Source organism: Clostridioides sp. ES-S-0010-02, assembly GCA_020641055.1.
Classification (GTDB): domain Bacteria; phylum Bacillota; class Clostridia; order Peptostreptococcales; family Peptostreptococcaceae; genus Clostridioides.
In genome coordinates this window covers 592,891-616,947 of the sequence record CP067345.1, presented here as the reverse complement: position 1 = coordinate 616,947, position 24,057 = coordinate 592,891, and the positions used below count along the sequence as shown (strand labels likewise).

22 protein-coding genes and 1 riboswitch are annotated in these 24,057 nt (G+C 29.5%); of the genes, 5 read left to right on the top strand and 17 right to left on the bottom strand.

The features are described 5' to 3' along the window. Positions 1 to 217: 217 nt before the first annotated feature. The 13 genes from JJC01_03285 to JJC01_03225 form a co-directional block, all read right to left on the bottom strand. Complete coding sequence (locus tag JJC01_03285; protein ID UDN58905.1) at positions 218 to 1,099, bottom strand: TSUP family transporter; 882 nt, start codon at positions 1,097 to 1,099, stop codon at positions 218 to 220. 118 nt (positions 1,100 to 1,217) lie between these two features. Beyond that, positions 1,218 to 2,225: a proline racemase gene (locus tag JJC01_03280; GenBank protein UDN58904.1), complete on the bottom strand. Its 1,008-nt coding sequence runs from the start codon at positions 2,223 to 2,225 to the stop codon at positions 1,218 to 1,220. 19 nt (positions 2,226 to 2,244) lie between these two features. Beyond that, entirely contained in the window at positions 2,245 to 2,727 is a 483-nt protein-coding gene (locus JJC01_03275; GenBank protein UDN58903.1) for a proline reductase, read from the bottom strand. 17 nt (positions 2,728 to 2,744) lie between these two features. Beyond that, positions 2,745 to 3,212: a proline reductase gene (locus tag JJC01_03270; GenBank protein ID UDN58902.1), complete on the bottom strand. Its 468-nt coding sequence runs from the start codon at positions 3,210 to 3,212 to the stop codon at positions 2,745 to 2,747. A 14-nt stretch (positions 3,213 to 3,226) separates the two neighbouring features. Next, the gene (prdD, locus tag JJC01_03265) at positions 3,227 to 3,985 is read right to left on the bottom strand and encodes a proline reductase cluster protein PrdD (GenBank protein ID UDN58901.1); all 759 of its coding nucleotides are present in this window, start codon (positions 3,983 to 3,985) and stop codon (positions 3,227 to 3,229) included. A gap of 79 nt (positions 3,986 to 4,064) precedes the next feature. Continuing rightward, positions 4,065 to 4,790 carry a D-proline reductase (dithiol) protein PrdB gene (gene prdB, locus JJC01_03260; GenBank protein ID UDN58900.1) on the bottom strand — a complete coding sequence of 242 codons (726 nt, stop codon included), beginning with the start codon at positions 4,788 to 4,790 and terminating at the stop codon, positions 4,065 to 4,067. Positions 4,791 to 4,830: 40 nt separating this feature from the next. Then, on the bottom strand, positions 4,831 to 5,124 hold the full coding sequence (locus JJC01_03255) for a hypothetical protein (GenBank protein ID UDN58899.1): 294 nt from the start codon (positions 5,122 to 5,124) through the stop codon (positions 4,831 to 4,833). A gap of 81 nt (positions 5,125 to 5,205) precedes the next feature. Then, positions 5,206 to 7,083, bottom strand: a complete 1,878-nt coding sequence (prdA, locus tag JJC01_03250) for a D-proline reductase (dithiol) proprotein PrdA (GenBank protein ID UDN58898.1) — start codon at positions 7,081 to 7,083, stop codon at positions 5,206 to 5,208. Between the two features lie 125 nt (positions 7,084 to 7,208). Then, complete coding sequence (locus tag JJC01_03245; protein UDN58897.1) at positions 7,209 to 7,664, bottom strand: sugar transporter; 456 nt, start codon at positions 7,662 to 7,664, stop codon at positions 7,209 to 7,211. Positions 7,665 to 8,106: 442 nt separating this feature from the next. Further along, positions 8,107 to 9,867 (bottom strand): sigma-54 dependent transcriptional regulator PrdR, encoded by a 1,761-nt coding sequence (gene prdR, locus JJC01_03240; GenBank protein ID UDN58896.1) that lies wholly within the window; start codon positions 9,865 to 9,867, stop codon positions 8,107 to 8,109. Positions 9,868 to 10,222: 355 nt separating this feature from the next. After that, entirely contained in the window at positions 10,223 to 12,301 is a 2,079-nt protein-coding gene (locus tag JJC01_03235) for a Cys-Gln thioester bond-forming surface protein (protein UDN58895.1), read from the bottom strand. 579 nt (positions 12,302 to 12,880) lie between these two features. Beyond that, a riboswitch (cyclic di-GMP riboswitch) is annotated at positions 12,881 to 12,966 on the bottom strand. A 452-nt stretch (positions 12,967 to 13,418) separates the two neighbouring features. Then, the gene (prdC, locus tag JJC01_03230) at positions 13,419 to 14,732 is read right to left on the bottom strand and encodes a proline reductase-associated electron transfer protein PrdC (GenBank protein UDN58894.1); all 1,314 of its coding nucleotides are present in this window, start codon (positions 14,730 to 14,732) and stop codon (positions 13,419 to 13,421) included. 390 nt (positions 14,733 to 15,122) lie between these two features. Further along, positions 15,123 to 15,887 (bottom strand): polysaccharide deacetylase family protein, encoded by a 765-nt coding sequence (locus JJC01_03225; protein UDN58893.1) that lies wholly within the window; start codon positions 15,885 to 15,887, stop codon positions 15,123 to 15,125. Positions 15,888 to 16,177: 290 nt separating this feature from the next. Here JJC01_03225 and JJC01_03220 point away from each other — a divergent pair, with 290 nt between their 5' ends. After that, positions 16,178 to 16,381 carry an alpha/beta-type small acid-soluble spore protein gene (locus tag JJC01_03220; protein ID UDN58892.1) on the top strand — a complete coding sequence of 68 codons (204 nt, stop codon included), beginning with the start codon at positions 16,178 to 16,180 and terminating at the stop codon, positions 16,379 to 16,381. Between the two features lie 190 nt (positions 16,382 to 16,571). After that, positions 16,572 to 17,108 carry a DUF4364 family protein gene (locus JJC01_03215; protein ID UDN58891.1) on the top strand — a complete coding sequence of 179 codons (537 nt, stop codon included), beginning with the start codon at positions 16,572 to 16,574 and terminating at the stop codon, positions 17,106 to 17,108. 3 nt (positions 17,109 to 17,111) lie between these two features. Here the strand turns inward: JJC01_03215 and JJC01_03210 are convergent, their stop codons facing one another. Beyond that, the gene (locus JJC01_03210) at positions 17,112 to 17,978 is read right to left on the bottom strand and encodes a YncE family protein (GenBank protein ID UDN58890.1); all 867 of its coding nucleotides are present in this window, start codon (positions 17,976 to 17,978) and stop codon (positions 17,112 to 17,114) included. A 148-nt stretch (positions 17,979 to 18,126) separates the two neighbouring features. On the opposite strand from JJC01_03210, the gene JJC01_03205 reads away from it, so the two are divergent. After that, entirely contained in the window at positions 18,127 to 18,372 is a 246-nt protein-coding gene (locus JJC01_03205) for a TIGR03905 family TSCPD domain-containing protein (GenBank protein ID UDN58889.1), read from the top strand. Positions 18,373 to 18,512: 140 nt separating this feature from the next. Here JJC01_03205 and JJC01_03200 read toward each other — a convergent pair whose 3' ends face one another. Together JJC01_03200 and JJC01_03195 are read right to left on the bottom strand one after the other, a co-directional pair. Next, entirely contained in the window at positions 18,513 to 19,811 is a 1,299-nt protein-coding gene (locus JJC01_03200) for a bifunctional folylpolyglutamate synthase/dihydrofolate synthase (GenBank protein UDN58888.1), read from the bottom strand. A gap of 129 nt (positions 19,812 to 19,940) precedes the next feature. After that, entirely contained in the window at positions 19,941 to 20,981 is a 1,041-nt protein-coding gene (locus JJC01_03195) for a S8 family serine peptidase (protein ID UDN58887.1), read from the bottom strand. A 732-nt stretch (positions 20,982 to 21,713) separates the two neighbouring features. On the opposite strand from JJC01_03195, the gene JJC01_03190 reads away from it, so the two are divergent. Together JJC01_03190 and JJC01_03185 are read left to right on the top strand one after the other, a co-directional pair. After that, entirely contained in the window at positions 21,714 to 22,415 is a 702-nt protein-coding gene (locus tag JJC01_03190; protein UDN60113.1) for an AzlC family ABC transporter permease, read from the top strand. Continuing rightward, the gene (locus JJC01_03185; protein UDN58886.1) at positions 22,408 to 22,731 is read left to right on the top strand and encodes an AzlD domain-containing protein; all 324 of its coding nucleotides are present in this window, start codon (positions 22,408 to 22,410) and stop codon (positions 22,729 to 22,731) included. Before JJC01_03190 ends, JJC01_03185 begins: the two co-directional genes overlap by 8 nt. A 256-nt stretch (positions 22,732 to 22,987) precedes the next feature. Here the strand turns inward: JJC01_03185 and rgaR are convergent, their stop codons facing one another. Beyond that, positions 22,988 to 23,698, bottom strand: a complete 711-nt coding sequence (gene rgaR, locus JJC01_03180; GenBank protein ID UDN58885.1) for a two-component system response regulator RgaR — start codon at positions 23,696 to 23,698, stop codon at positions 22,988 to 22,990. Positions 23,699 to 24,057: the final 359 nt, after the last annotated feature.

Here is a 24,057-nt window from a genome sequence, read left to right as displayed (position 1 = left end):
TTAAATTTAAATATTTAACTTCAGTTTACACCTTAACTTTAGAAAATATAGCTATATTTATACTTAATTTACTAAACTTATATATATATTGTATAATTGGCACACTAATTGCTTTATATAATTATATCTAATAAATAAAAAACTGCCTTAGAACATTAATATTAACGTTCCAAAGCAGTTTATAATTTTTATTGTTAGCTGTAATATTTAATAAATACTAAGCAGTCTTTTTATTTTTATTTGCAGCCATTATCATTGTAGCAGAAGTGTAAGCTATAACTATTATTACTAATGCTTTTAATATATCCATTGGTAAAGTTTTTACTATATATGCTGCTACGAAAACCCCTATTAAACCACAGATAGCTATTATAACTGATGCTTTTTTAGTATATGCATCTTCTTTTATGAATTTCATACTTGCAACTGGCATTAATAATGCACAAGAACCCATAACTATTGGGAACGCAACTTTTGCAGACATTCCTAAGAAGTAAACCATTGCCATACCTGGAGCATATAGTCCTATACCAGCTGTCATTAAAGCACCTAGTATAAAGTTACCTACTACACCTATTACTAACTTAACACCAGTAAGACCTAATTCATTTCCTCCACCTGGTAATACATTAACCCAAGGATGACCTAATAACATTAATATTGCTGTTAATGCTAGAGTCACACCCATAACCATTTGTATCTTTCTTTCGTCCATTTTAGCTATTATTCCTGCACCTATATATGAACCAACTGCTGCTGCTACAACCATAGATACTAGAGTTACACCATCAACTGGTATGATTGATGTAAATATAAATGCTTCAGTAACAACTGGAATAGTATGTGCTACGTTTAACGTACCAGGCATTTTCTTATCTGGTATGTTTAATTTTAAAGCTTTTGACATTGCTATTGTTGGAGCAAATGAGCCTATTCCTAATGTATCAAAAAAATCTGTTATAAATCCTGTTACAGCAACTTTTGGAGTACTTTGTTCTTCTAGTTTCCCCTCTTTGTTTGCTTTAGCTACGTCTTTACCAAATACAACTGCAAAGATTGCTGCGAATACTACGTATAATGCCTTTAAGATTGCTACCATAATCCATCCTCCTGTTTTTTTATTTTTTTATATATTCTGAATCTTATAGCCTAAAAGCTATAGAATAGTAACCAGCAAGAGGTTACTATTCTATTTTAATTTCCCAATTTATTTGTTTCTATTTAAGAATAAATCCATGTTTAAGTGGATCTTCTTCATCTATTACAAAGTGATTAAATCCAGTTATATAAGCAGAACCACTTATTTTAGGTACTACAGCATTGAAATCTGCAACTTTAGTTTCTTCAACTATTTCACCTTTGAATAAAGTTCCTAATATACTTTCATATACGAATTTTTCTCCTACTTTTAATTCACCTTTAGCATGTAAAGTAGCTAATTTAGCACTTGTTCCAGTTCCACATGGAGATCTGTCAACTTGACCTTGACCAAATATAACTACGTTTTTGTAAGTAGCTTCTGGATGAGTTGGCTCATCATATATTTCAACTAAATCTACAGTTTTTATATGAGCTAAAGTTGGATGTTGTATTTCTATTTTTTCGTTTATTATATCTCTAAGTTTCATAGCTAGTTCAGTTAATTTACCAGCATTTTGAGGTTCTATTTTTAAACCTAATTGACTTGCATGTATTATAGCAAAGAAGCTTCCACCAAATGATATATCAAATTTAACTGTTCCAACACCTGGTAAGTCAACTTCAACACCTTCTTTATATAAGAAAGCTGGTACGTTTAAGAATGATACTTCTTTAGCTTTTCCATCTACAACTGTAACGTCCCCTCTTATTATTCCTGCTGGCGCTTCCATAACTACATGAGTTATAGGCTCTACTGCTGGAACTACACCTGTTTCTATAGCTGCTGTCATAGCTCCTATTGTACCATGGCCACACATGTTAAGGTATCCGCCACCGTCCATGAAGATTATTCCAAAGTCAGCATCTGGGCAACAAGGTTGAGTCATTACAGAACCAAACATATCATTATGTCCTCTTGGCTCTAACATTATAGCAGTTCTTAAATAATCTAGATTTTTTTCTAAATATTCTTTTTTCTCAGGCATAGAATTTCCTTTTATGTTAGGTATTCCACCTACAACTATTCTAGTTGCTTCTCCTGCTGTATGAGAGTCTATAGCTTGTATACTTCTGCTAAATTTCATATCAAATTCCCCCTTAGGTTTATTTTGCGTTTTTACGCATTTTTAGTTTTAGAAAAGCTAATGCTTTTTTTACATCAACTTCATCCAAGTGATTGTCTCCAACTACTTCTGTTTCTATGTAGCCTGTTGTCTTTTTATAATCAATTATGGTAGCTTTATCTAAGTACTGATTGGTAACTACTAGACCATCTGCTCCCATAATAGTAAGACCTACTGTAGGTATGTCTGATTTTACAAACTCTGATATAGCATTTGTAAAATCAATATGCTGGTTTCCTGCCATATCTAAGGTTATAATCACTCCATCAGGTCGCAATGCTTCAACCCATCTTCCAAGCCTGGCTGATAAAAAGGATTTCCATTCATTGTGCTCTGATGTACCAACTACAACTACTCCTAGCAAATCTACGTCAGGATCATTGTCTATTAAATCAAGTAATGGGTCTCTAAAAATCTGAAGTGATGTGTTTTTCATTGATGTAGAAATTCCCACAAAACTCATCCCCTTACTTAAATTTTTTATCCATGCTTTCTCATTTTTAATTTTAAAAATGCCAAAGCTTTTTTAGCATCAATCTCATTTGTGTTGTTTTCTCCAACAACTTCTGTCTCAATACCTTCTTTTGATTTATTCATATCAACTATGGTATCCATATATTGATTGCTTACAACAAACTTAGCTTGAGTACCATTAAATGTTACTCCAACTACAGGTATATCTCTTTTTCCTATTTCTTCAAATGTATTAGCATAGTCAACATGTGAGTTTCCCCAACCATCTGAAGAGACTATAGCTCCATCTACTCTCATAGCTTCCAGCCAAGCAGCTGTTCTCTGTCCTACAAAAGTTTTATTTTCATTTCCATCTGGAGTTCCTACTACTATTACTCCAAGTAAATCTACATCTTTATCACTTTCAACTATATCCAAAAGTGGGTCTCTAAAGTGATGAAGAGATGTTTCTTTTGTTGAAGGTCCTATTCCCATAATATCCACCTCTCTTAAGTCATAGCTCTAAGGGCACCATCTCTATATTCATTAGGAGATATAATCATAGGTACATTTCCCATATCTATAATTGATGTTCCTCCTTCAAAACCACTAGGTTCCTTTGAGAATAACTGATTGTCATACATAGCCCCTTGACCTGCTATTTGTTTTACTATGACAACCTTTTTTGCATTTGGTCGAATTTTGTCAAAATATTCACGAACTTGAGTAGCATTTCTTCCGTCTTCCATTTTCAAAGACGTTCTTATTTCTTGTATAAAATCATCACATGCTTTAAATGCTGCAAGTGGAAGTGTTCTTTCAAAAGGTAAACCTCCCTTAAGAGTTACATCCACATGGATTATATAGTCTTCAACTGATGGAGTCCCATATCTCCCAAACACCATTTGTTCACTCAAAATTCCTTCTGAAGAACCAAATTCATGCATTTGATTTCCATCTTCGTCTGCACCAGTTAGCATTACATATACACCAGTTAAAGTATGTGTAATTCCCTCTCCCAATCTGCCTAAAACTTTGGTTGATATTGGTATAATGTCCATAATAGTATTAATTTCCCTGTCATAGTCTCCAGGTTTTATAATATCTACTTTTATATCTGTTATTAAATCTTCTCTTGCTTTTATTTCATCTATACTTGATAAATCAATTGTAAGTACATCTTTCTTTATAGAAGTTTTTGAACCGAAATTAACTTCATTCATATGAAACGGTTTTATAACAAGTCTTCTCATTATTTTTTCTTCCATAATAGCCACCTTTGTTCTTAAAACCCCTCTCCTAATTATGTAGGAGAAGGGTTTTGTATTTTCAAATATAAATTACATTTTAAACGTGAGCTTTATATTCGTATGGTAATGGAACTATCTTACCAGCAGATGGTATAGCAACTAATTGCTCTAATGTATCTCTTAATATATGTGTTTGCATTTCTATGTTATGTGGTTCACCAGCATTAGCACCCATTGGAACTAATGGAGCAACTGCTCTAGGAGTTCCGTTTTGTCTAACTACTGGAGGAAGAGCTGCGATTATTATTGTAGGTATTCCAGCTTCCTCTATTGCTCTCTGCACGATCACGGCAGTTCTATGGCAAGTACCTCAGCCAGCTGTCATGACTACACCGTCTACTCCCTCTTCTTTAAGTTTAGCAGCGATAGCAGGACCAGTTTCTTCAGTGAAGACATGTTGGTTTCCTCCACCACCCATGAATGCATAGTGCATAGGAGCTACTGCTTTTATAAATCCTTCTGCAGCTAATTCATGTAATCTATCTATAGGGAACATACAGTTTATATCTTTATTTACATCTCCATTATCGTATCCACCATGTGATACCATCATTTCATCAACTGTAGCTGTGTTAGGTACAGCTCTAAAAGTAGTATCTCCTGCTAGATTGAATCTCTTGTCAGATTTTAAGTGAACACCAGCTGCTGTAGCTAAAGCTATAGTCATATCTTTTAATTCTTTAGTTACAGGAGTCCAAACTGGAGGAGGTGTTATTGGAACAAATATTTCAGATTGAAGTCCTTGTACTGTTGTAAGGCTCATATATTTCCTCTCCCTTCTATTTTCAAACGATTAATTATTATTATTTTTCTTCTTCTTGCTTCTTTTTAGCTTGCATTTCTGCTTGCTTTTCTTTTTCTCTCCTAATATTTTCTACATACTCATGATTAGGTTCTGGACTTAATACCTCAGGATAGCTTAGCATGAATCCAACCTCTTGACCTATCTTAAGTTCGTAGTCAGTTATAAGCATTCTATTAGGTATTTTAAATTGTCCAAGTCTACCTTTTAGGTCTATAGTTACTCCACCACCCATGATTTCGACTATAACACCCTCATAAAAAGTCTCTGATGAGATATATTTTAATCTATCCATTATAATTTTACCTCTCTATACTTATTTTAAACTTGGATCTAAATTTATATTGTTATCTAAATCTTAGTTATTATCTAAATTTTAGTTTTCGTCTTTTTCGTATATTTCTCTTCTCTTCTTACTCATTGGTAAAGATTGCTCATTATCTTCTAATACTATTTTTTCTCCTGTAGCTTTTTCTATAGCCTCTATGTTATTTAACTTAACATTTGGATTCCATTTTCTTTCAGGAGCTTTAACTTCTACACCTGCAATAGCATTTTTAAGCATAGCCATGATTCTTATAGCCTCTTCTGGAGCTAATGTATTGTTTGATAATATTTCATTTTCTATACCTTGCTTAGACTTGTTATTGTCTACCATGTGAGTCATGTATTTATTACCAACAACTAGAGCACCTTGAACTGCTGAATAAGTTACACCAACTACTGGTATACCTCTCATACCTATTTGCTCTATGTGAGATGCGAAATCTATATGGTTGTTTCCGAAACCTTCAGTAGTTACTACAGCTCCATCAACTTCCATAGCTTCAACTAACATACCTAATCTCTTAGATACATAGAATTTCTCAGCATTTACTTGTGGAGAACCAACAAATACAACACCTACTAAATCTATTTCTTCATCTTGCATAGCTCTTATTACTAATGGCTCTCTCCAGTAATGTCTTGACATTTCTTTTGATGCAGGTCCTATACAAGTTAATGCATGGATACCACCATCTAATACTTCAAGTGGAGATAATACAACTGGCATGTTTCCTAAGTCAACGTTTGGTTGAGCTCCTAATGTACCAACTGGTTCAACTGGTAATATTAAGTTATCATGCATTGCACCTTGTCCCATTATTTCTTTTATAACAACAACTTTCTTTTTACCTTCTCTTCTATATTGCTCGATTACTTCTTCGTCTACTACTAAAGAGTTGTCAACTTTCTTTAAAGCTTCTCTTATCTCTTGAGTTATATAATCAAAAGCACGGTGAGCAGCTAAAGGTCCTGGTCTTTCCATGTTAGTTCCAGCTTTTATTGTTACTTGACCTTTGATGAATATTTCACCTTTGTCAGCAGCACCTGGTCTACCCCACATTATAGTAGTGTTTAATTCACCTTCTGAAGAACCGAATTCACCTATTTGAACTCCATCTTCATCTGTACCAGTTAATACCATTATAGCTCCATCTATAACTCTTGTTATACCTGAACCTAATTCGCCTTCTTCTTTAGTAGCGATTGGTTGTATATCTAATACAGCCTCACTGTAAGTTTCATACTTATCAGGAGTTATTATTTCTAATTTAACATCAACAACTAATTCTTGAGTGTCATTAGCTTCCTTACATATTTCTGCTGCATTTCTGATGTATAAAGTAGTTCCTTCTATTTTAGTTTCATCAGCAAATTCAACTTTGTCTATTTTAAAGTGTTTTTTAGTTAAGCTTCTTAATAATTTCTTTTCTTCAGCTTTTGGAGCTACTTCTGCTACTGCACCTGCTACTGGAGCAGCAACGTTTGCTACTGGAGCAACAACTCCCGCTTGACCAGCTACTGATAAAGGTATTTCTAAGCTTATATCTTTACCTTCACCTATGTGTATTTTAACTGTTTCACCTAAAACTCCTGTGCTTACTGGCACTACTGCTTCTAAAGCTGCTGGAGCTTCTTCTACTACTGCTTCTTCTACTACTTCTTTAGCTTCTCCTGCTTTGTATCCTTCTACATTTTCTGTAGTCATTGGAGATAGAGCATCTAAAGTTTCTTTTAACTTAGCTCCTAGTACTTGACCTATAGTTAATCCATTTTCTGGTATTGTTAATAATCCAGAATCCTCTAAGTCTGCAAATATTGCTGGATCTTCTAAGTTTTCTGGTGCTATTATTGTTCCCGCTTCAAATCTACAACAACATACTGCTGGGTCATTTGCATGGGCTTGAGCTGTTTCTAAAGTTATTGACATAGTATAAAATACCTCCTTACATTATTTTCTTATTTATTATTTTAAATCTCGATTCCTCAACAGGTAACCCCTTAACTGAGGAATCAAGTAAATTAAAACCGGCTTTAATAGTTATATTTCAACTATTATTTTTGTGGTACTACTCCCATTTGAGCAGCTATTTTCAAAGGTATTTCTAAGTTTATATCTTTACCTTCTTTTATGTGTATTTTTATTACTTGACCTGTTGTAGCTTGAACTGTAGCACCTTGAGCTGGCGTTACTTGAGCTACTGGAGCTACTGGAGCTTCTACTTCTTTAGCAGATTCTTCAGCATCTGTTTTTGCTACTTTATATCCTTCTACATTATCTGTAGTCATTGGAGATAATGCATCTAAAGTTTTTGTTAATTTAGCTCCTAATACTTGACCAACTGTTAAATGATTTTCTGGAATAACTAATAATCCTGAATCTTCTAAATCTCCAAATATTGCTGGGTCTTCTAAGTTTTCTGGTGCTATTATTGTTCCTTCTTCAAATCTACAGCAGCATACTGCTGGATCATTTGCATGGGCTTGAGCTGTTTCTAAAGTTATTGACATAATAAAATGCCTCCTTCATTTGATTTTTAATTTATATTGATGCCCTAACACTCTTAATAATTAACATATTTACTGTTCCCTACTAACAGCCCTAAGTGTTAAAACTTTTCAACTTACATAAATCGTCATAATTAATACTATTTTTTTCTCATTTGAAGTCACTTTATATATAAGCAATTCCTATGCCAACTTATTAACAAAAAGATATTTTCTATAATACAACCTTCCTCTATCGCTATTTTTAGCCAAATATTATATAACTATTTATTTACAACACCCTGTTTTTTATGTTTGGAAACATTTTCTCAAAACAAAAAAAGTGTCAATTAATCAACACTTTTTTATTTTTTTTAACACAGTCACATATATCATACTACTCCAAACATTGATTTTGCTTGGTTTCAAATTAAAGATTATTATTTTGTCAAAATTTAGTCATGTGTCATATTTTAGACACATCTATTTTATACTGATCTATCTTATAATATAACGTAGTTCTTGGTATGTTTAATATTTTAGCAGCTTTAGCTTTATTTCCATTAGACATTTTAAGTGCCTTTGTTATATTTTTTACTTCAATCTTTTGAGTAGCTTTCGTCAAATCTAGAGGATATTCTTCTTCCTCTGTATTGTTATTTCTAGAATCCATCATATAGCTTGGTACATCATCTACTTCTATTCTAGGATTTTGGGATAGGACAACAATATTTTCAATTGTGTTTTTTAATTCCCTTATATTCCCTTTCCATCTATAATTTTGAAATATATCAATTACATCTTTACTTATTGTAAGAACAGGCTTATTGTTTTGTTTGCATATTTCTTCCAAGAAACTATGCACTAATAATCCTATATCTTCTTTTCTCTCTCTAAGAGGTGGTATTTTTATTTCTACAACATTTAATCTATAATATAAATCTTCTCTAAATTTTTCTGCTTTTACCATTTTTTCTAAATCTTTATTAGTAGCTGATATTATTCTAGGATTTATTTTTATTGTAGTATCTCCACCAACTCGTCTTATTTCTTTTTCTTGCAATACTCTAAGCAATTTAGCTTGCATACTAAGAGGTAAATCTGCGATTTCATCCAAAAATACTGTTCCATCCTTCGCAAGTTCAAATATACCTATTCTACCTTTTTTACTTGCTCCAGTGAATGCACCTGATTCATAACCAAAAAATTCGCTCTCAAATAATTCATTTGGTATAGCACTACAGTTAACAGGTATAAATTGACCTTTTCTCTCACTATAATCGTGAATAGCTCTAGCAAATACTTCTTTACCTGTACCACTTTCGCCCCAAATGAATATACTACTGTTGGTTCTAGCTACTTGTTTTGCAATCGCTTTCGATTTTTCCAATTTATAACTTTTACCTAAAATCTTGTCAAAGCTACCTTTAGATAAATTTTTTACTTCATCTTTTAAATATTTTAATGTATCATTTACTTTTTCAAGTTCAAGAGCTAATATCTTAGCTTCTGTAACGTCTACTTCAGTACATACAACACCAATGAATTCTTCTTTATAAAATATAGGATTTGCATGAACTAATGCATACATGTTTTCTTTTTTGTCAGTAAAATATAAATCACTCATACCGACTTTACTATTTAGTACTTTTTCTGAAATAGTATTTTCCAAAAACTCGTTCATCGGTCGACCCACTATGTCTTCAGACTTTATATCATACCTTTCTTCCATAAAATTATTCCATAAAATTACAACACCTTCATTATTTATAGCACAAATTCCTTCTTTAATCTGACCTATAATGTATTTTAAAGTTAATCCATAATCTTCTAAATGCATGTATAAATAATCTCTAATATGCTCTTGTTTCAAGACACCAATGATTTTATTATCTCTAAGCACAGGAAGAATACCTATATTTTTTAATATCATTATATCTCTACACTCATCTAAGGTTAAGCCTTCACTGACATATATAACATCTTTTTTCATTATAAGTTTTACTGGTTGGCCTTCATATTTTTTATGCATCTCATAAAGATTATGTATATCAGTCATAGATATAATTCCTTTTAATTCACTAGATGAATCTATTACCATTAGAGTTTTTGTATTACTTCTTATCATTTCTTTTATTGCACTTTCTATTTTTGTGTCTTCGTCTATAGTTGTAAATTTTGTATCCATTACTTCTTCTACTTTTTTTACTTCTGGTATCGAAAACATAAAGTCCCCCCTTTATAGTAGTACCTCATCAAAACTTATTTATATATATTTATTCTAGCATATTATAATAATAATTTATTGAATAATTAATATTAAAATTTCTTAAGAGATTAATATCTAAATTTGTATAATCACTAAAATTGACTTTTAATTCATACAAATAAAATCAAATGAATTATATACTTAGTACATTACTTTTTCAATACTATTTTCACCTTCAAACCATTTTTCTATTCATAAAACAGTTAGTGTACACTTTAAAATAAGTTATACTTACGCAAAAAAAATGTCTCAAAACGATTTTTAAATCAATTTGAGACAATGTATTTTTAAACTTAATAAGTAATAATCTAGATTAATTTTTTGCTCTTTTACAATGATACCCTAATCCACAAATTGCAATTATGCCAATAAATACATATGACATTATTTGAGTTTCGTCACCTGTTTTTGGTGATTTTACCACAGTATCATCTGTTGGTGGTACTGGTGGATTTATTACAGTATCATCTGTTGGTGGTACTGATGTATCTACCACAGTATCACCTGATGGTGGTACTGGTGGATTTACCACAGTATCATCTGTTGGTGGCACTGGTGGGTTTATCACAGTATCATCTGTTGGTGGTACTGGTGGGTTTATCACAGTATCATCTGCTGGTGGCACTGGTGGATTTATCACTGTGTCATCTGTTGGTGGTGATGGCTTATGTCCATTTGAGTCTCCTCCTCCTGATGGTGGTACTGGTGGATTTACAGTATCATCTGTTGGTGGCACTGGTGGATTTACATCTGAACCTCCATCTGTTGGTAAACCTATATTAAAGTTAACTTCTTCACCATTCTTTTGTTCTATTGTATAACTCAATAAATTTTGCTTACTAGCTGGTAATAAAGATGAATGGTCTTTCTCTCCAAAATCAAAAACTGACTTATAATATTGAATAGCTTTAGGGAAAATATAATCATAAGATACTGCAGAGATATTAGCCTTTGAATCTGGCTTTTCAACACTTTTAAGTTTAAATTTATGTTGTGTTGAAACTTCTACTTCACCTGTACCTATTATATTGCCCTCTTCGTCATAGGCAGTTACTCCATTTGGCAATCTTAACTTAACTACACCACTATAACCCACTAAAGCTATAGCTTCTGTTTCATAAGTTCCATCTTCATTTTTATCAAATTTAATATCAGTTGAACCATTGCTTAGGCTAGGTTTTCCTGTATCATCTGGTTTTAGTTGTTTATGACCTGCATCTAACAATGCTTCTAAATAAGCTTTTATATTTATTGCTTGTTCTTTACCTTTTTGATATTCAACTTTTTCTTCTTCAGTCTTTGCACTTTCTATAAGTATATCATAAAAGTTTATACTTCCTTGATATTGTTTAAGTTTTGCTTGTTCATCCACTTGTCCAAGCATAATCCATATTGCACTTTGAGTTGCTGAATAAACTGCACCTTCATTTTCTTCTCCACCTAAATTGAACTGTTGTTTATATCCAAATCCATCAAATTCAGAACCTGCATAGATTATAGATTTAATTGCATCTTCATTTTTATTTTCTTGACCATTAAAATCTTCTGCTGGTAAATATGGACTCTTACCATCACTGGTTGGAGCTTTTAGATTATTATTATAACAAAATGCAGTTTGTTCGCCATCTTCTCCATCTATTATATATTTGTTATCTTTAGTACTTGCGCCTATAAGACCCTCTACTATATAATCAAAAGTTAACGTCTTTGTAATATCATCAAATCTTATATCATAATAAGGTCTATTTGAACCATCTTCTTTTAGTAAACATGTATTTTTTACTTTTGCTTTTTTATCATACCATAGATGTAAATTTTGATCTTTTGAAGTAAGTACTTGTCTAATTTCTGATTGTTCATCTGTTTTTACAGATTCTTCATCTTCCCAGAAATTATATACAATTTTAGTTATCTGAGATAAAGTCATATCAAGAATTTTCTCAATATTTTGCTTTAAGTTCATTTCTTCTACTACTAGTTCTTCTTCTGGAGTTTGTTCATCCGATGGTTGTTCTCCCTCTGGAGTTTGCCCCTCTGATGGTTGTTCTCCCTCTGATGGTTGCTCTCCCTCTGGAGTTTGTCCCTCTGATGGTTGTTCCCCTTCTGGAGTTTGTCCCTCTGATGGTTGTTCTCCTTCTGGAGTTTGTCCCTCTGATGGTTGTTCTCCCTCTGGAGTTTGTCCCTCTGATGGTTGTTCTCCTTCTGGAGTTTGTCCCTCTGATGGTTGTTCTCCCTCTGGAGTTTGTCCCTCTGATGGCTTCTCACCATCAAGAACTACATCTTTGCCCTTCATTTCAGCAGCGTAAGATACTATTGGCGTAAATGTAGCAAATACCATACTAAAAGCGATGGCTAAACTAATTATGCTTGATTTTTTAATTTTTACTTTCAAAATTCTCCTGATACTAAAAATATATATTGTATCTATCTAATATAATTCAAAATATTATATTCTTGTATAGATTTGATTCCACAATACATCTTTAGCGTGTTCAATTAGGGTCGTTAATCCTAACCAGTTCTCTAATGAACTTCTTAATATTTCTATTAAGCACAGACTATATCATTACCTAATAATTAGGTACTCCCCATTTCCCCACACTTGTAGGTACGAGATTTCTCTCTAGTCGTTGAAGTTTCTTCTTTTCGAAGCTTACCTGCTGATTATCCATTTTTAAGGCACTTAGGATTTAACCTTATGCTATCTAACTAATTTTTTCTACTTTCGTAACCATCAAGTATCTATCAAATAGACACTTTATCACATCTATCCTTATTTCATGATTATGTTGTGGTTTAGTTAGCTTTAGGAACTTCCAGCAATTAAAGGAGTTTTGGGCAGATGTTCTGCCACTCTACACTCTTTATGAATGTAGGGAGCTATTTCAAAAATATATTTTATATTTACTATGATTTATGTAATTTATTATATCTGTTTATATATTTTTGATAATTAAAAGTTACTCCTATTTATATTTATAGCAGGTTGCACTACTAACTCCATATATCCCTTAAGTGCCCAAATTTAAGATATACTTCAAAGTTTCTATAAATAGGTTTTTGTAATTTTTATTTTTTTAATATTTTGTTCAATGCTTTAACTCTTTAAGTGCACTTTTTATGAATGTATTAAAATACAAACTAATATTTCAAAATAATTTTTCTAATATAAGACAAAAATAAGACAAAAATTCGTTTCTATACTAAAAAAGATACCATGGAGTATCTTTAAATAACACAAAAACTTTTACTCTATTGGATAGTTAACTAAATTTAATTTATATATGTCAACACAAATCACATACTTGAGCTTTACTATTTTTGTCTGATATAATTTTAATAGCTATTGTCATTATTATACAATATAGATTAATTTTTGTCTATTTTTTCCATTTCATTTACATATTTTATAAATTCAACTTATATATTACATAAAAAAACATCCTCAGAAGTAATTTTTAAGACTCACTTCTAAAGATGTTTTTATTATATGATTTTACATTAATTAATTATTTTATTTTTAATCTTACGTCACCTTTTATTCTTCTTATTAATGGGTGATTAACTGTTCTCATTACATGGTCAGTTATATGATATACACCTAATTTTAATTTTGGTGCAGAACCCATTACTGTATTACTACAGTCAGTACAGTTACCTATTAATATAACTTCTGCTCCAGCTTTTTTAAATTCTATACATTTTTGAGCTTGTCCTGGACAGTGTCCTGGATTTTCACATTTTAATGCACCTTTTATTTCTTGAGCTTGTTTACATTTTTGAACTGATACTATATCAGTAACGCCCATTTTAGCTGCTATGTCTCTCATTCTTTCTTCGTTAGGTCCACACGCACAGACTAAAAGACCCATTTTTCTCTTTTCATTAACAAATGGCATAGTAACTATTATACCACCACTAGTTTTAGTTATTGGAGTATCTAAAGTAGTAGCTTTTCCTGTAAAAGGTCCTCCTAGGATTATTTCACCATATTCACCTTTTATTCCACCAGCTCTTTCAATTAATTCTCCAACAGTAGTTCCGATTGGCACATCTTCAAATACTATAGATTCTTTTCCACTGTTTAATTGACCAACTACAGTTATATTTTTAGATATAACTGGTCTTTTTTGCTCAACAGCTTCTACTATTCTAGTTAATGTTTCCACGTTTATTACTACTGCATTAGCTTCTGAAGGTAATTGAGTTGGCTCAAGTAATTTTCCTAGAACATCTCTTACTATAGCTCTCTCTTCTCCCATTGGGTACATATCAACTAGTTCAGCAACTTCTATATTATCTCCTGGTTTTATTACTTTTTTGAATGCTGCTATTGCTTCTGGATGTTTGCTTTTTATTGCTAGCATACCTTTTCCAGCATTAGTAACTTCCATAGCATATTTTATACCTTTGTAAACTATTTCTGGATTTTCTTCTATTTCTTTTATGTTATGAGCTAGTAAAGGTTCACATTCAGCTGCATTTGCTAATATTGTTCCACCTTTTAAATCTATGTTTAATTTTATATGAGTAGGGAATCCTGCTCCACCCATTCCTACAACTCCAGCTTCTTTAATTAAGTCAAGTATACTTTCTCCTTTTAATGGTTCAAAAGTATCATCTTGTGCTTCATCAGCTTCAATTACTATAGCTTGGTCATTTATTTCACTTATTTTTCCACTAACACTGGCATAAATATTTGCTCCTAATCCAGCTGGTTCTGCGATTAGAGTTCCTTTTTTTACTACATCTCCAACACTTACTACTGGCTTATCTGGACCACCAACGTGTTGTTTTAATAAAATAGAATATAGTTTGTTCAACTAGTACGCCCCCTTAAATATATTAATTTTTTTTATAAGCTGTTCAAATAATATTAATCTTGTTTTTCTATTACAAGACTTTAACATATTGTTTATTTCTATAGAACATATCGCTTATTATCAAAGCAATTTCTATGCCAACTTTTAAACAAAGTTATACCCTTTGAAAATACTATCTTACAGCGTTTATAATTCAATTTAATCATTTAAACCCAATAAAAAAAAGTCAATTATTAGACGTTTTTTTTACTGATTTAATCTATAATTATTGATATTACATACATACATAAAAAAGTGTCAAAAAACAGACACCGTCTTTTTATCGACACTTTTCTAACATATACTATATAATTTCCCACAACACTGCTAAAAATATACATTTATTAATTATTAATTTTTTAGTTTTTGTACTCCATTAGAATCAACTATGTAATTGTCTTTATATAATAAATCAGATATTTTTACTAAGCTATATCCATCTTTTTTAAGTCTATTTATTATGGTGTCCAAATAGTTATCTACATCATTTATATTAGCATGAAATAAAACTATTGAACCAGGCTGAGCTTCTTTTATTACTTTTTCAATTACATGATTTGGGCCAAGCTCTTTCCAATCTATCGAATCTACATCCCACTTAATTACTTTATAACCTAAATCCCCACAAATGTCCATAGCTTTATTGTTTACGTCTCCAAAAGGTGGTCTAAATAGATTAGTCTTTTTACCTGTTATGCTAAATATTTTTTCCGATGTAGTTTCTATTTCTTCTTTTATATCCTCTTTTGATATCTCTTTTAAATTAGCATGTGTATTTGAATGATTTCCAATCTCATGTCCTTTTTCATCTATAGCTTTAACAATTTCTTTGTTATCATCCACCCAACTACCAACTAGAAAAAAAGTAGCTTTTATGTTATGTTTATCCAAAATTTTAAGAATATCATCCATGTTATCAGTTCCCCAAGCAACATCAAAACTCAGAGCTATCTTTTTCTCATTTGTATCAACTCTATATATAGGCATTTTTGAGTTATCAGATTTAGAGCACACATATTTTATTCCATAAACAAGAGCAAATATTAGTACCAATAATAATGAAAAAAATAAAACACTATATATTAAAGCTTTAGTTCTCTTAACTTCTCTTTTCATACTGTTCCCCCTTTTAAATAAATTCTTCTATATTTAAAATTTATTTTTTTTTAGCTCAAAAAAGTACTGTAATATTTAATTTATAGGACAACAAATAAAAAAATAAACTCTATATTAGGCCAATTAAATCCTTTAAAATACTACTTTTTTTAATTTTTTTATATTTTTTACATTTTTACCTTTATTTTTCTGTATATATTATTTTTATTTTGGAGAAATTAGTATTAACATCACATAAATAAAAGTGTTGTTAGACATCATAAACTAATTATTTAAGGAGGAAATTTACTATGTCAAATTCAAACAGAACAGTAGTGCCAGAAGCAAAAGCAGCTTTAAATCAAATGAAATTAGAAATAGCTAACGAAATAGGTTTATCTAACTATGAAAACATAGACAAAGGTAACTTAACAGCTAGAGAAAATGGATATGTTGGTGGATACATGACTAAGAAATTAGTTGAAATGGCTGAAAGACAAATGGCTGGAAAATAGATAGTAAATTTTGACACCTGGGTATCAACAGGGCTGCCGATTGGTAGCCCTGTTTTCTTGTCTTCATTTATAAAATTAATTTTATCTAATTTGTTAAAGATTAATGATACTATACAAATTATTCTTTTAATTTTGTATAAATTAGTTTAATATATTATATATAGAAATAGTTTGACGGAGGATGATATTTATGTTTGAAAACTCATCTGAAGAATTAGCTTATCACAAACTTTTAATTTTGTATATATTGGAAAAAATTAAAATGGATTTAACTAATTCTCAAATAACTCAAGTAGTATTAGAGACTGAAATGATGAATTACTTTTCATTACAACAGCTTTTATCTCAGCTTATGGAATCTAAGTTTTTGACTACATATAAAGACTCTGACAGAGAATATTATGCTCTTACTCAAAGAGGTGTAGAAAGTCTAGAATACTTTTTTAATCGAATACCTACTAGTGTTACTGAAAAAATAGACAAGTATATAGATTCTAATAAAGAAAATTTACTAGCAGATACTCAAGTAAAATCTAGCTTCGTAAAACAAAGTGATAATGAATTTATTGTCAATCTTAGAGTCATAGAAAATCAATCTAACTTAATAGATTTAAATCTAAATGTTTCATCAGAGAAACAAGCAAAACTTATTTGTAACAATTGGAAAAACAATGCATCTTATATGTATGCTGAAGTTATCGACTTACTTATAAGAGACATACATTAAGGCCTACAAACAAACTATAGTTGTAGGCTCTTTTCCTACCTTGATTACTTTTATTAATTTATTATTTGCAGTTTCATATACTTTAACTGAGTTTTCTTGAGTATCTGATACAAATAATAACTTTTCATCTTTAGATATTTCTAATCCCTGAGGAATTCCATCTATTTCAATATTTCCAATATATTTACTTGTTGTATAATCCAAAATTCTTACATTATTATAACCCAAGTCAGCAACATAAACTTTTTTCCCACTATAATTAAACCTTATTTCTACTGGCAATAAGAATTCATATAATACCTTTTTTATATCCATACTTACTTCATCAACTATTACAAGCTTTCCATCAAGTGTTGATATATACATTTCTTTCTTTTGTTTATCAAGTGCTATATGCCATGCTCTAAAGTCCATATTGATTTTCTTTTGTATACTTTTATTTATTGTGTCTATACATACTATCGAATTTATACATGGTACATATAACTTTTTACTCTCTCTGTCAAAATCAAATCCATGTGGCATATTATCAACACCAATGATTCCTATTGGATTTAATGTATTTTTATCCAACACATATATGCTATTTGAATCTTCATTTGCTACAAATAGCTCATTATCACTAAGCATAACTTGACTAAGACTTCCTCCTATAGAAACAGTATCAATTATTTTATCATTACTTAAGTCTAAAACATATAGTATTCCATTGCTCGAACTAGGTATGTATATCAAATTTTTTTCCTTTTCTATGCAAAAATGATGTGGATATATATTATCCTCTAATACTATTTCTTTTTCTAGTTCAAGTGTAGAATAATCAACTATACTAATGCTCTTTGATAGGTAGTTAGAAATATAGATTTTCACATAACCCCTCCTCTCTACAATACATATACTACAATAATATATTATTTTATTAGCTTGTATTATGCTTTATAGTTGCATTATTATACATATATTTGGTATTATTATTGATGTTGACACAATGAAATAATAATTAATGGAGGTCTTTTTTATGAAGGTTACTTTTAACCCAAGTGGTGTTTGTTGTAGAGAGATGTTTTTTGAAGTTGATGAAAATAATGTGATTGTTGATGCTGAGTTTATAGGCGGATGTAATGGAAATTTATTAGGGCTTAAGAGTTTAATAATTGGTCAAAATGCTCTTGAAATTGCTGATAAATTAAATGGTATTGATTGTGGAGGTAAGGGTACTTCTTGCCCAGACCAATTATCTAAAGCTATTCGTCAATCTATATAGATATTACTAATATATAGTGATACGCTAATCTAAAAACTGATTTCATTAAAAAAGGAGTTGTCTATTATTTTAGCCAACTCCTCTTTATATATCTTTTATTTATATCCATATATTTATATCTATGTATTTATTTTATAAGATTATAATTTCTTTACCAAAGTTCTAACTGTGCCTATCATATATAAAGAACCTGCACTTATTATAATATCATCTTTGTTTGATGTTTCCAATGTATAATTAACTGCATCTTCTATTTCATGCTTTGATGTTACATCACTTACATATTTTAATATTTTTTCTTTTAATATATCTGAATTTATAGCTCTTGGATTATTAGGAGTTGTTGTCACTACTTTGCTAAATTTAGGCATTAGTATGTCCAAGACACCATCAATATCTTTATCTTCCAACATGCCTATTAATAAAGTTAGTTTTTTGTCTTTAAAATGTTTATCAAGTGCTTTTGCTAAAGATTTTGCTCCATCTTCGTTATGTGCTCCATCTATTATAAATATTGGACTTTCTTTTATCTTTTCTATTCTTCCTGGCCATTTAGTAGTTATAAGACCTTTTCTTATAGATTCTTCACTTATATTATCTAATTTTTTTATATCTTTTAGATATTTTAGTACACTCATTGCCAATATAGAATTATTTATTTGATGTTCACCTATCAACATTATTTCAAGATTCTTATAAGTTTCTCCCATTATATTACAGTCATATATTTGAGAGTTTATGTTTGATTTTTTTATATTTATATCATCAAAATTAACTTCTATGTATTTTGCATTTTTTTCTTTGCAAACTGACTTTATAACATCCTTTGCTTCATCAGTCTGGTCATATACAAGTACTATTCCATTTTCCTTTATTATACCAGCTTTTTCATATGCTATTTTTTCTATTGTATCTCCAAGTATTCCTGTATGGTCTAAACTTATAGATGTTATTACACTTACAAGTGATTTTGTTATTATATTTGTAGCATCATATCTTCCACCTAATCCAACTTCTAAAGCTACAAAATCTACTTTCTGCTCGGAATAGTAATAAAATGCCATTGCAGTAACCACTTCAAATTCAGTTGGATATGCATAACCTTGACTTACCATGACTTCTATCTTTTCTTTTATTAAACCAATTATTCTAGCAACATCTTCTTGTGGTATATTCTCTCCATTTACTCTTATACGCTCAGTAAAAGTTTCTAGATATGGAGATGTGTATAAGCCGACCTTATATCCACTTTCTCTTAATATATTAGAAATAAAAGAACACACTGAACCTTTTCCATTAGTTCCAGCTACATGTATTATATTTAAAGTTTCTTGTGGATTTTCCAACAGTTCTAATAATTTTCCAATATTCTCTAACCCTAATCTTATACCAAACTTATTGGTTTGTGATATATATTCTAATGCTTCTTCATATTTCATTATCTAATTCCCCCTGTATTGGCATTTTATTTTATGTTATCTAATTATAGTATATTTTTAACTTTTAATCTACTGACAAAGAATACATATAATCTAACACCTTCTACATTAAATTTAGTTAATAAATTTTTATTTATTTTTTGTATTTTTATATCTTTCTACTAATTCAGTTAATGTATATATTGAAACTAAGTCATATTTTGATATATCCATATAATTAAATTTCAAATCAAATCTTTTCTCTAATTTTTCTAATAGATTAAAACAATTATCATAAACTAATCCTATCTCTTTATTAAAAAGACTACATTGAAATAATTTTTCATTCTCAGCTTCAGTATTTAAACACTCTCTAATAACATCCGCAACTTCCATAAGCAGAGCATTTTCCTTATCATATAAATCCACTTTAAAATCTGGAATCCTACTATACTTATCTAAATCACGACTACTCCAACAATTTTTGGTTGCTAGAGACTCAAGTTTTTTATTTAACGCAGATACTGTTATGTTTGGTTCTTCTGACAATATTTTAGCTATTTTCCCAGTAAATTTTGCAGCTACATAACTATTACATTTTGGTGGCAATCTGAAAGAATTATTTATATCACAACTTATATATGAATTACTATCCATAACACATTGAACATCATATTTTTTATTGTACCAAAAAGAATTCTCTATATCTAAAGTAGAAGCCCTTACACCTATAACATTGTTAAACATAGCTGGATAACTCAAGTCAAAGTTATTGGCTAAGGAACATACTATTATCTTTCCTTTTCTAAACAATTCATAGCAAACTTCAAATAAACCTTTAACACTTTCTACACCTATAACTGATAAACTTAAGTTAATCAGTCTTATATTAGTATCCAAAAGGTATTTTAATGCCTCTTCAAGAACCTTTATATTTGCAATACTATCTTTACCTAAAACTTTTATCACAAATAGTTCTACATCTTCATACTCCTTTTTTATTATTGATGCACAAGCAGTTCCATGACCATCCTCATCATCAAATTTGTCTGATATAAAGATATAGTCATGCATACATTCAAAAGCAATTCCTCCAACTAAGTTATCTTTTAAGTAATCATGTTCTTTATCTATTCCTGTATCTAATACTGCAACCTTAACTTTATTATTCATATCACATATATTCTCCATTACTAAAAGTTTTTAATATATCTACATTAATAGTTCATCTTAAACTTTAATTTATGTGGCACAATTTATCTTTTAAATGCTATATTTGTTGCTAAAAACGTAAAATAAGTACACTATATACTTAATTCATCTTAATTATATCAATTATTGTCATTAAATTGTTAAATATTACGATAAAATTTTTAGATTTATATCACATTTTAGAATTATTTGTAAAAAGGGGACTGTCTTTTTTATTAGACAATCCCCTTGTATATTTTATTATTTATTATTCACAATTAATTATATTTCATATTTTGTAATTTAAATGTTATATATCTTAATTCTATTTATCTAGGGGAATAATTATCTTTATATGTTGTACAACCCATTTAAGCACTATTCTAAAAATTAATATCCGTAAGTAATATTAAAAAACTATATTTTGTTAGTATCTAAAAAATCCAATCAAATAAAATTTCTCTTGCATGTTAAATAATACCATATATCTATACATTATATCATATTTCAATAAATAAATTGCATAAAAGGAAATCTTTTAATAGAATTAAACTATTTATAAAATCATTACCATAAGTTCTACAGACTATAAGTGAATTTTTGATACTTACAGGCTACCATCTTAATCATTGATATAACTAGCTAAAATAGCTATAATAAAATGAAACAATTATTTATAGAATTTTATAAATATTCATTATTTTTAAGGGGTGATTGTATTTGAAAAAAGACATGTCAAAAAGAGAAATCTTAAAGGAAAGCTTTCTAGCATCAATCCCAATATTTCTAGGATATATTCCCTTAGGACTTATTTGTGGTATTATGCTTCAAAAATCAGGTCTACCAGCCTTCTATATATTGTTTATGTCATTTATAGTATTTGCTGGTAGCTCACAATTTGTAGCTGCTTCTATGCTCGCTTCAAACGGAAGTATTACTTCAATAATTTTAACTACATTTATATTGAATCTTCGCAACTTCCTAATGAGCTCTAACTTACATATGCACATAAAAAATAAGAACATGAAATTTTTAATGTATTTTTGTCATGGTGTTACAGATGAAACATTTGCTATAAACTTAGAAAAATATACTTATGGAAATTGGACTGATACACATGCTTTATACTTAAATAACCTTTGTATAATAGTATGGGCTGTAAGTTGCTTCGTGGGTGCATTTCTTGGAGAGATTGTTCATATAAGCGATTCTGTTGCTGGCTTTCTGCTGACAGCTATGTTCATTACTCTAATAGTTAATCAAATTAAAAATAAAATATATGTACTTGTTTCTATACTTTCTATATTATTATCAGTAGTTTTATATACTTTCTTTAAGAATAGTTTAGTTATTATAATAGCATCTATTTTATCTGCTTTATTTGGTTTTTATATTCAAAAATTAACACATAGAAAGGAAGGCAACTATGAATAATAACTACATAATTATAGTTATCTTAGGCATGGCAATTGTTACTTATATTCCAAGAATTTTACCTATGATAATATTCTCAAAAAATGATATGCCTGAATCTATTAAAGATATCATGAAATTTATACCTATTGCTATACTTAGTTCACTAATAGCAAAAGATATTTTCTTTAATGGAGATAATCTATACCTTTCATTTACTAATCCTAAGATTATTTCAAGCATAATAGTACTATTAGTAGCTTATAAATTTAAATCTATTGCAGTATCAATAGCTGTAGGTGCAATATCCATATTTTTATTTGGAATTATATTATAATACTATATACAACATATGATATAGTACAAAATATAAAATATACTATATTGAGGTTAATATTTAAAAATTAAATTAATGCAGATTATAATTGGGATACCTTACATATAAAACAATATTGATAACTACTAAATTACCACTTTACATAATAGAAACTGTCTTAATATAGAAAATTTCTTCTACATTAAGACAGCTTTGAATCAATAGCTTTGTGATGACATTAAATATTTTTTACTATATTTCTTTACCTTTTTCAAAATTAATACATTATATCACATAACAAGCTTGTTAAAGTTGCTTTTAAATCTTTAAGTCTGTACTTACTAATAGGTATAAATTTTTCATTAATAGTAATCATATTGTCTCCAATATCTTCTATTCTTCTCAAGTTAACAATGAAACTTGTATGACATCTAAAAAAGCCATTTTCACACAATAACTTTTCCGCTTGTTTCATACTCATATTAGCTTTATAATCTCTACCTGATGTATGTACAACTAAATCTCTCTTTACAGTTTCAACATACAAAATAGAATCTATCAGTATTCTGTTAAATCCTTTTTTATTGTACAAAACTATATAACGCTCCTTCTTTCTTTGAAGGTTGTCAATACAAAGATTTACACCCATTGCGAAATTACTATACTCTATAGGTTTTACTAAATACCTATAAGCACGAACTTCATAACCTTGTGGGGCATACTCTGAAAAAGCTGTCGTAAATATAATCTCTACCTTTTCATCAAATTTTCTTATTTTTTTAGCCACCTCGATTCCATTAATATCTTTCATTTGGATATCCAAAAATATAATGTCAATTTTTTCTGGGTATTTGGAGAGTAAATCTTCTCCACAGGAAAATTCCAATATTTGATAATTTAGACACCTTTCAGACAACAGTTTTTCTGCAAACTCTTTTAGTATGCTTCTTTGTATTTTCTCGTCATCACATATAACTACCCTAAACATAATATCACCTCCAAATCTAAAATATCATTTAGTTTACTTTATTTCAATTTACAAACTGTATCTAACTAGCTTTATATTTAAATTTTGATATAAATTTAAATTGTCGATTAAATTACTCATAACAATTATTTTTGATATATAAACTTATTTTTTGACATATTTATCTTTTTTTTTAACTATACAACATAAAAAATATAGGAAAACAAACGCAACATGTATTTATTATCCTATATTAAATATTATAATATATCAATTTTTTATTGATTATAAAGTTCAAAAATATAAAATTAATACAGTCATAATAAGATAAAAATATCACATATCTCTAAAAAATTATAACATCATATTTATCTACATAG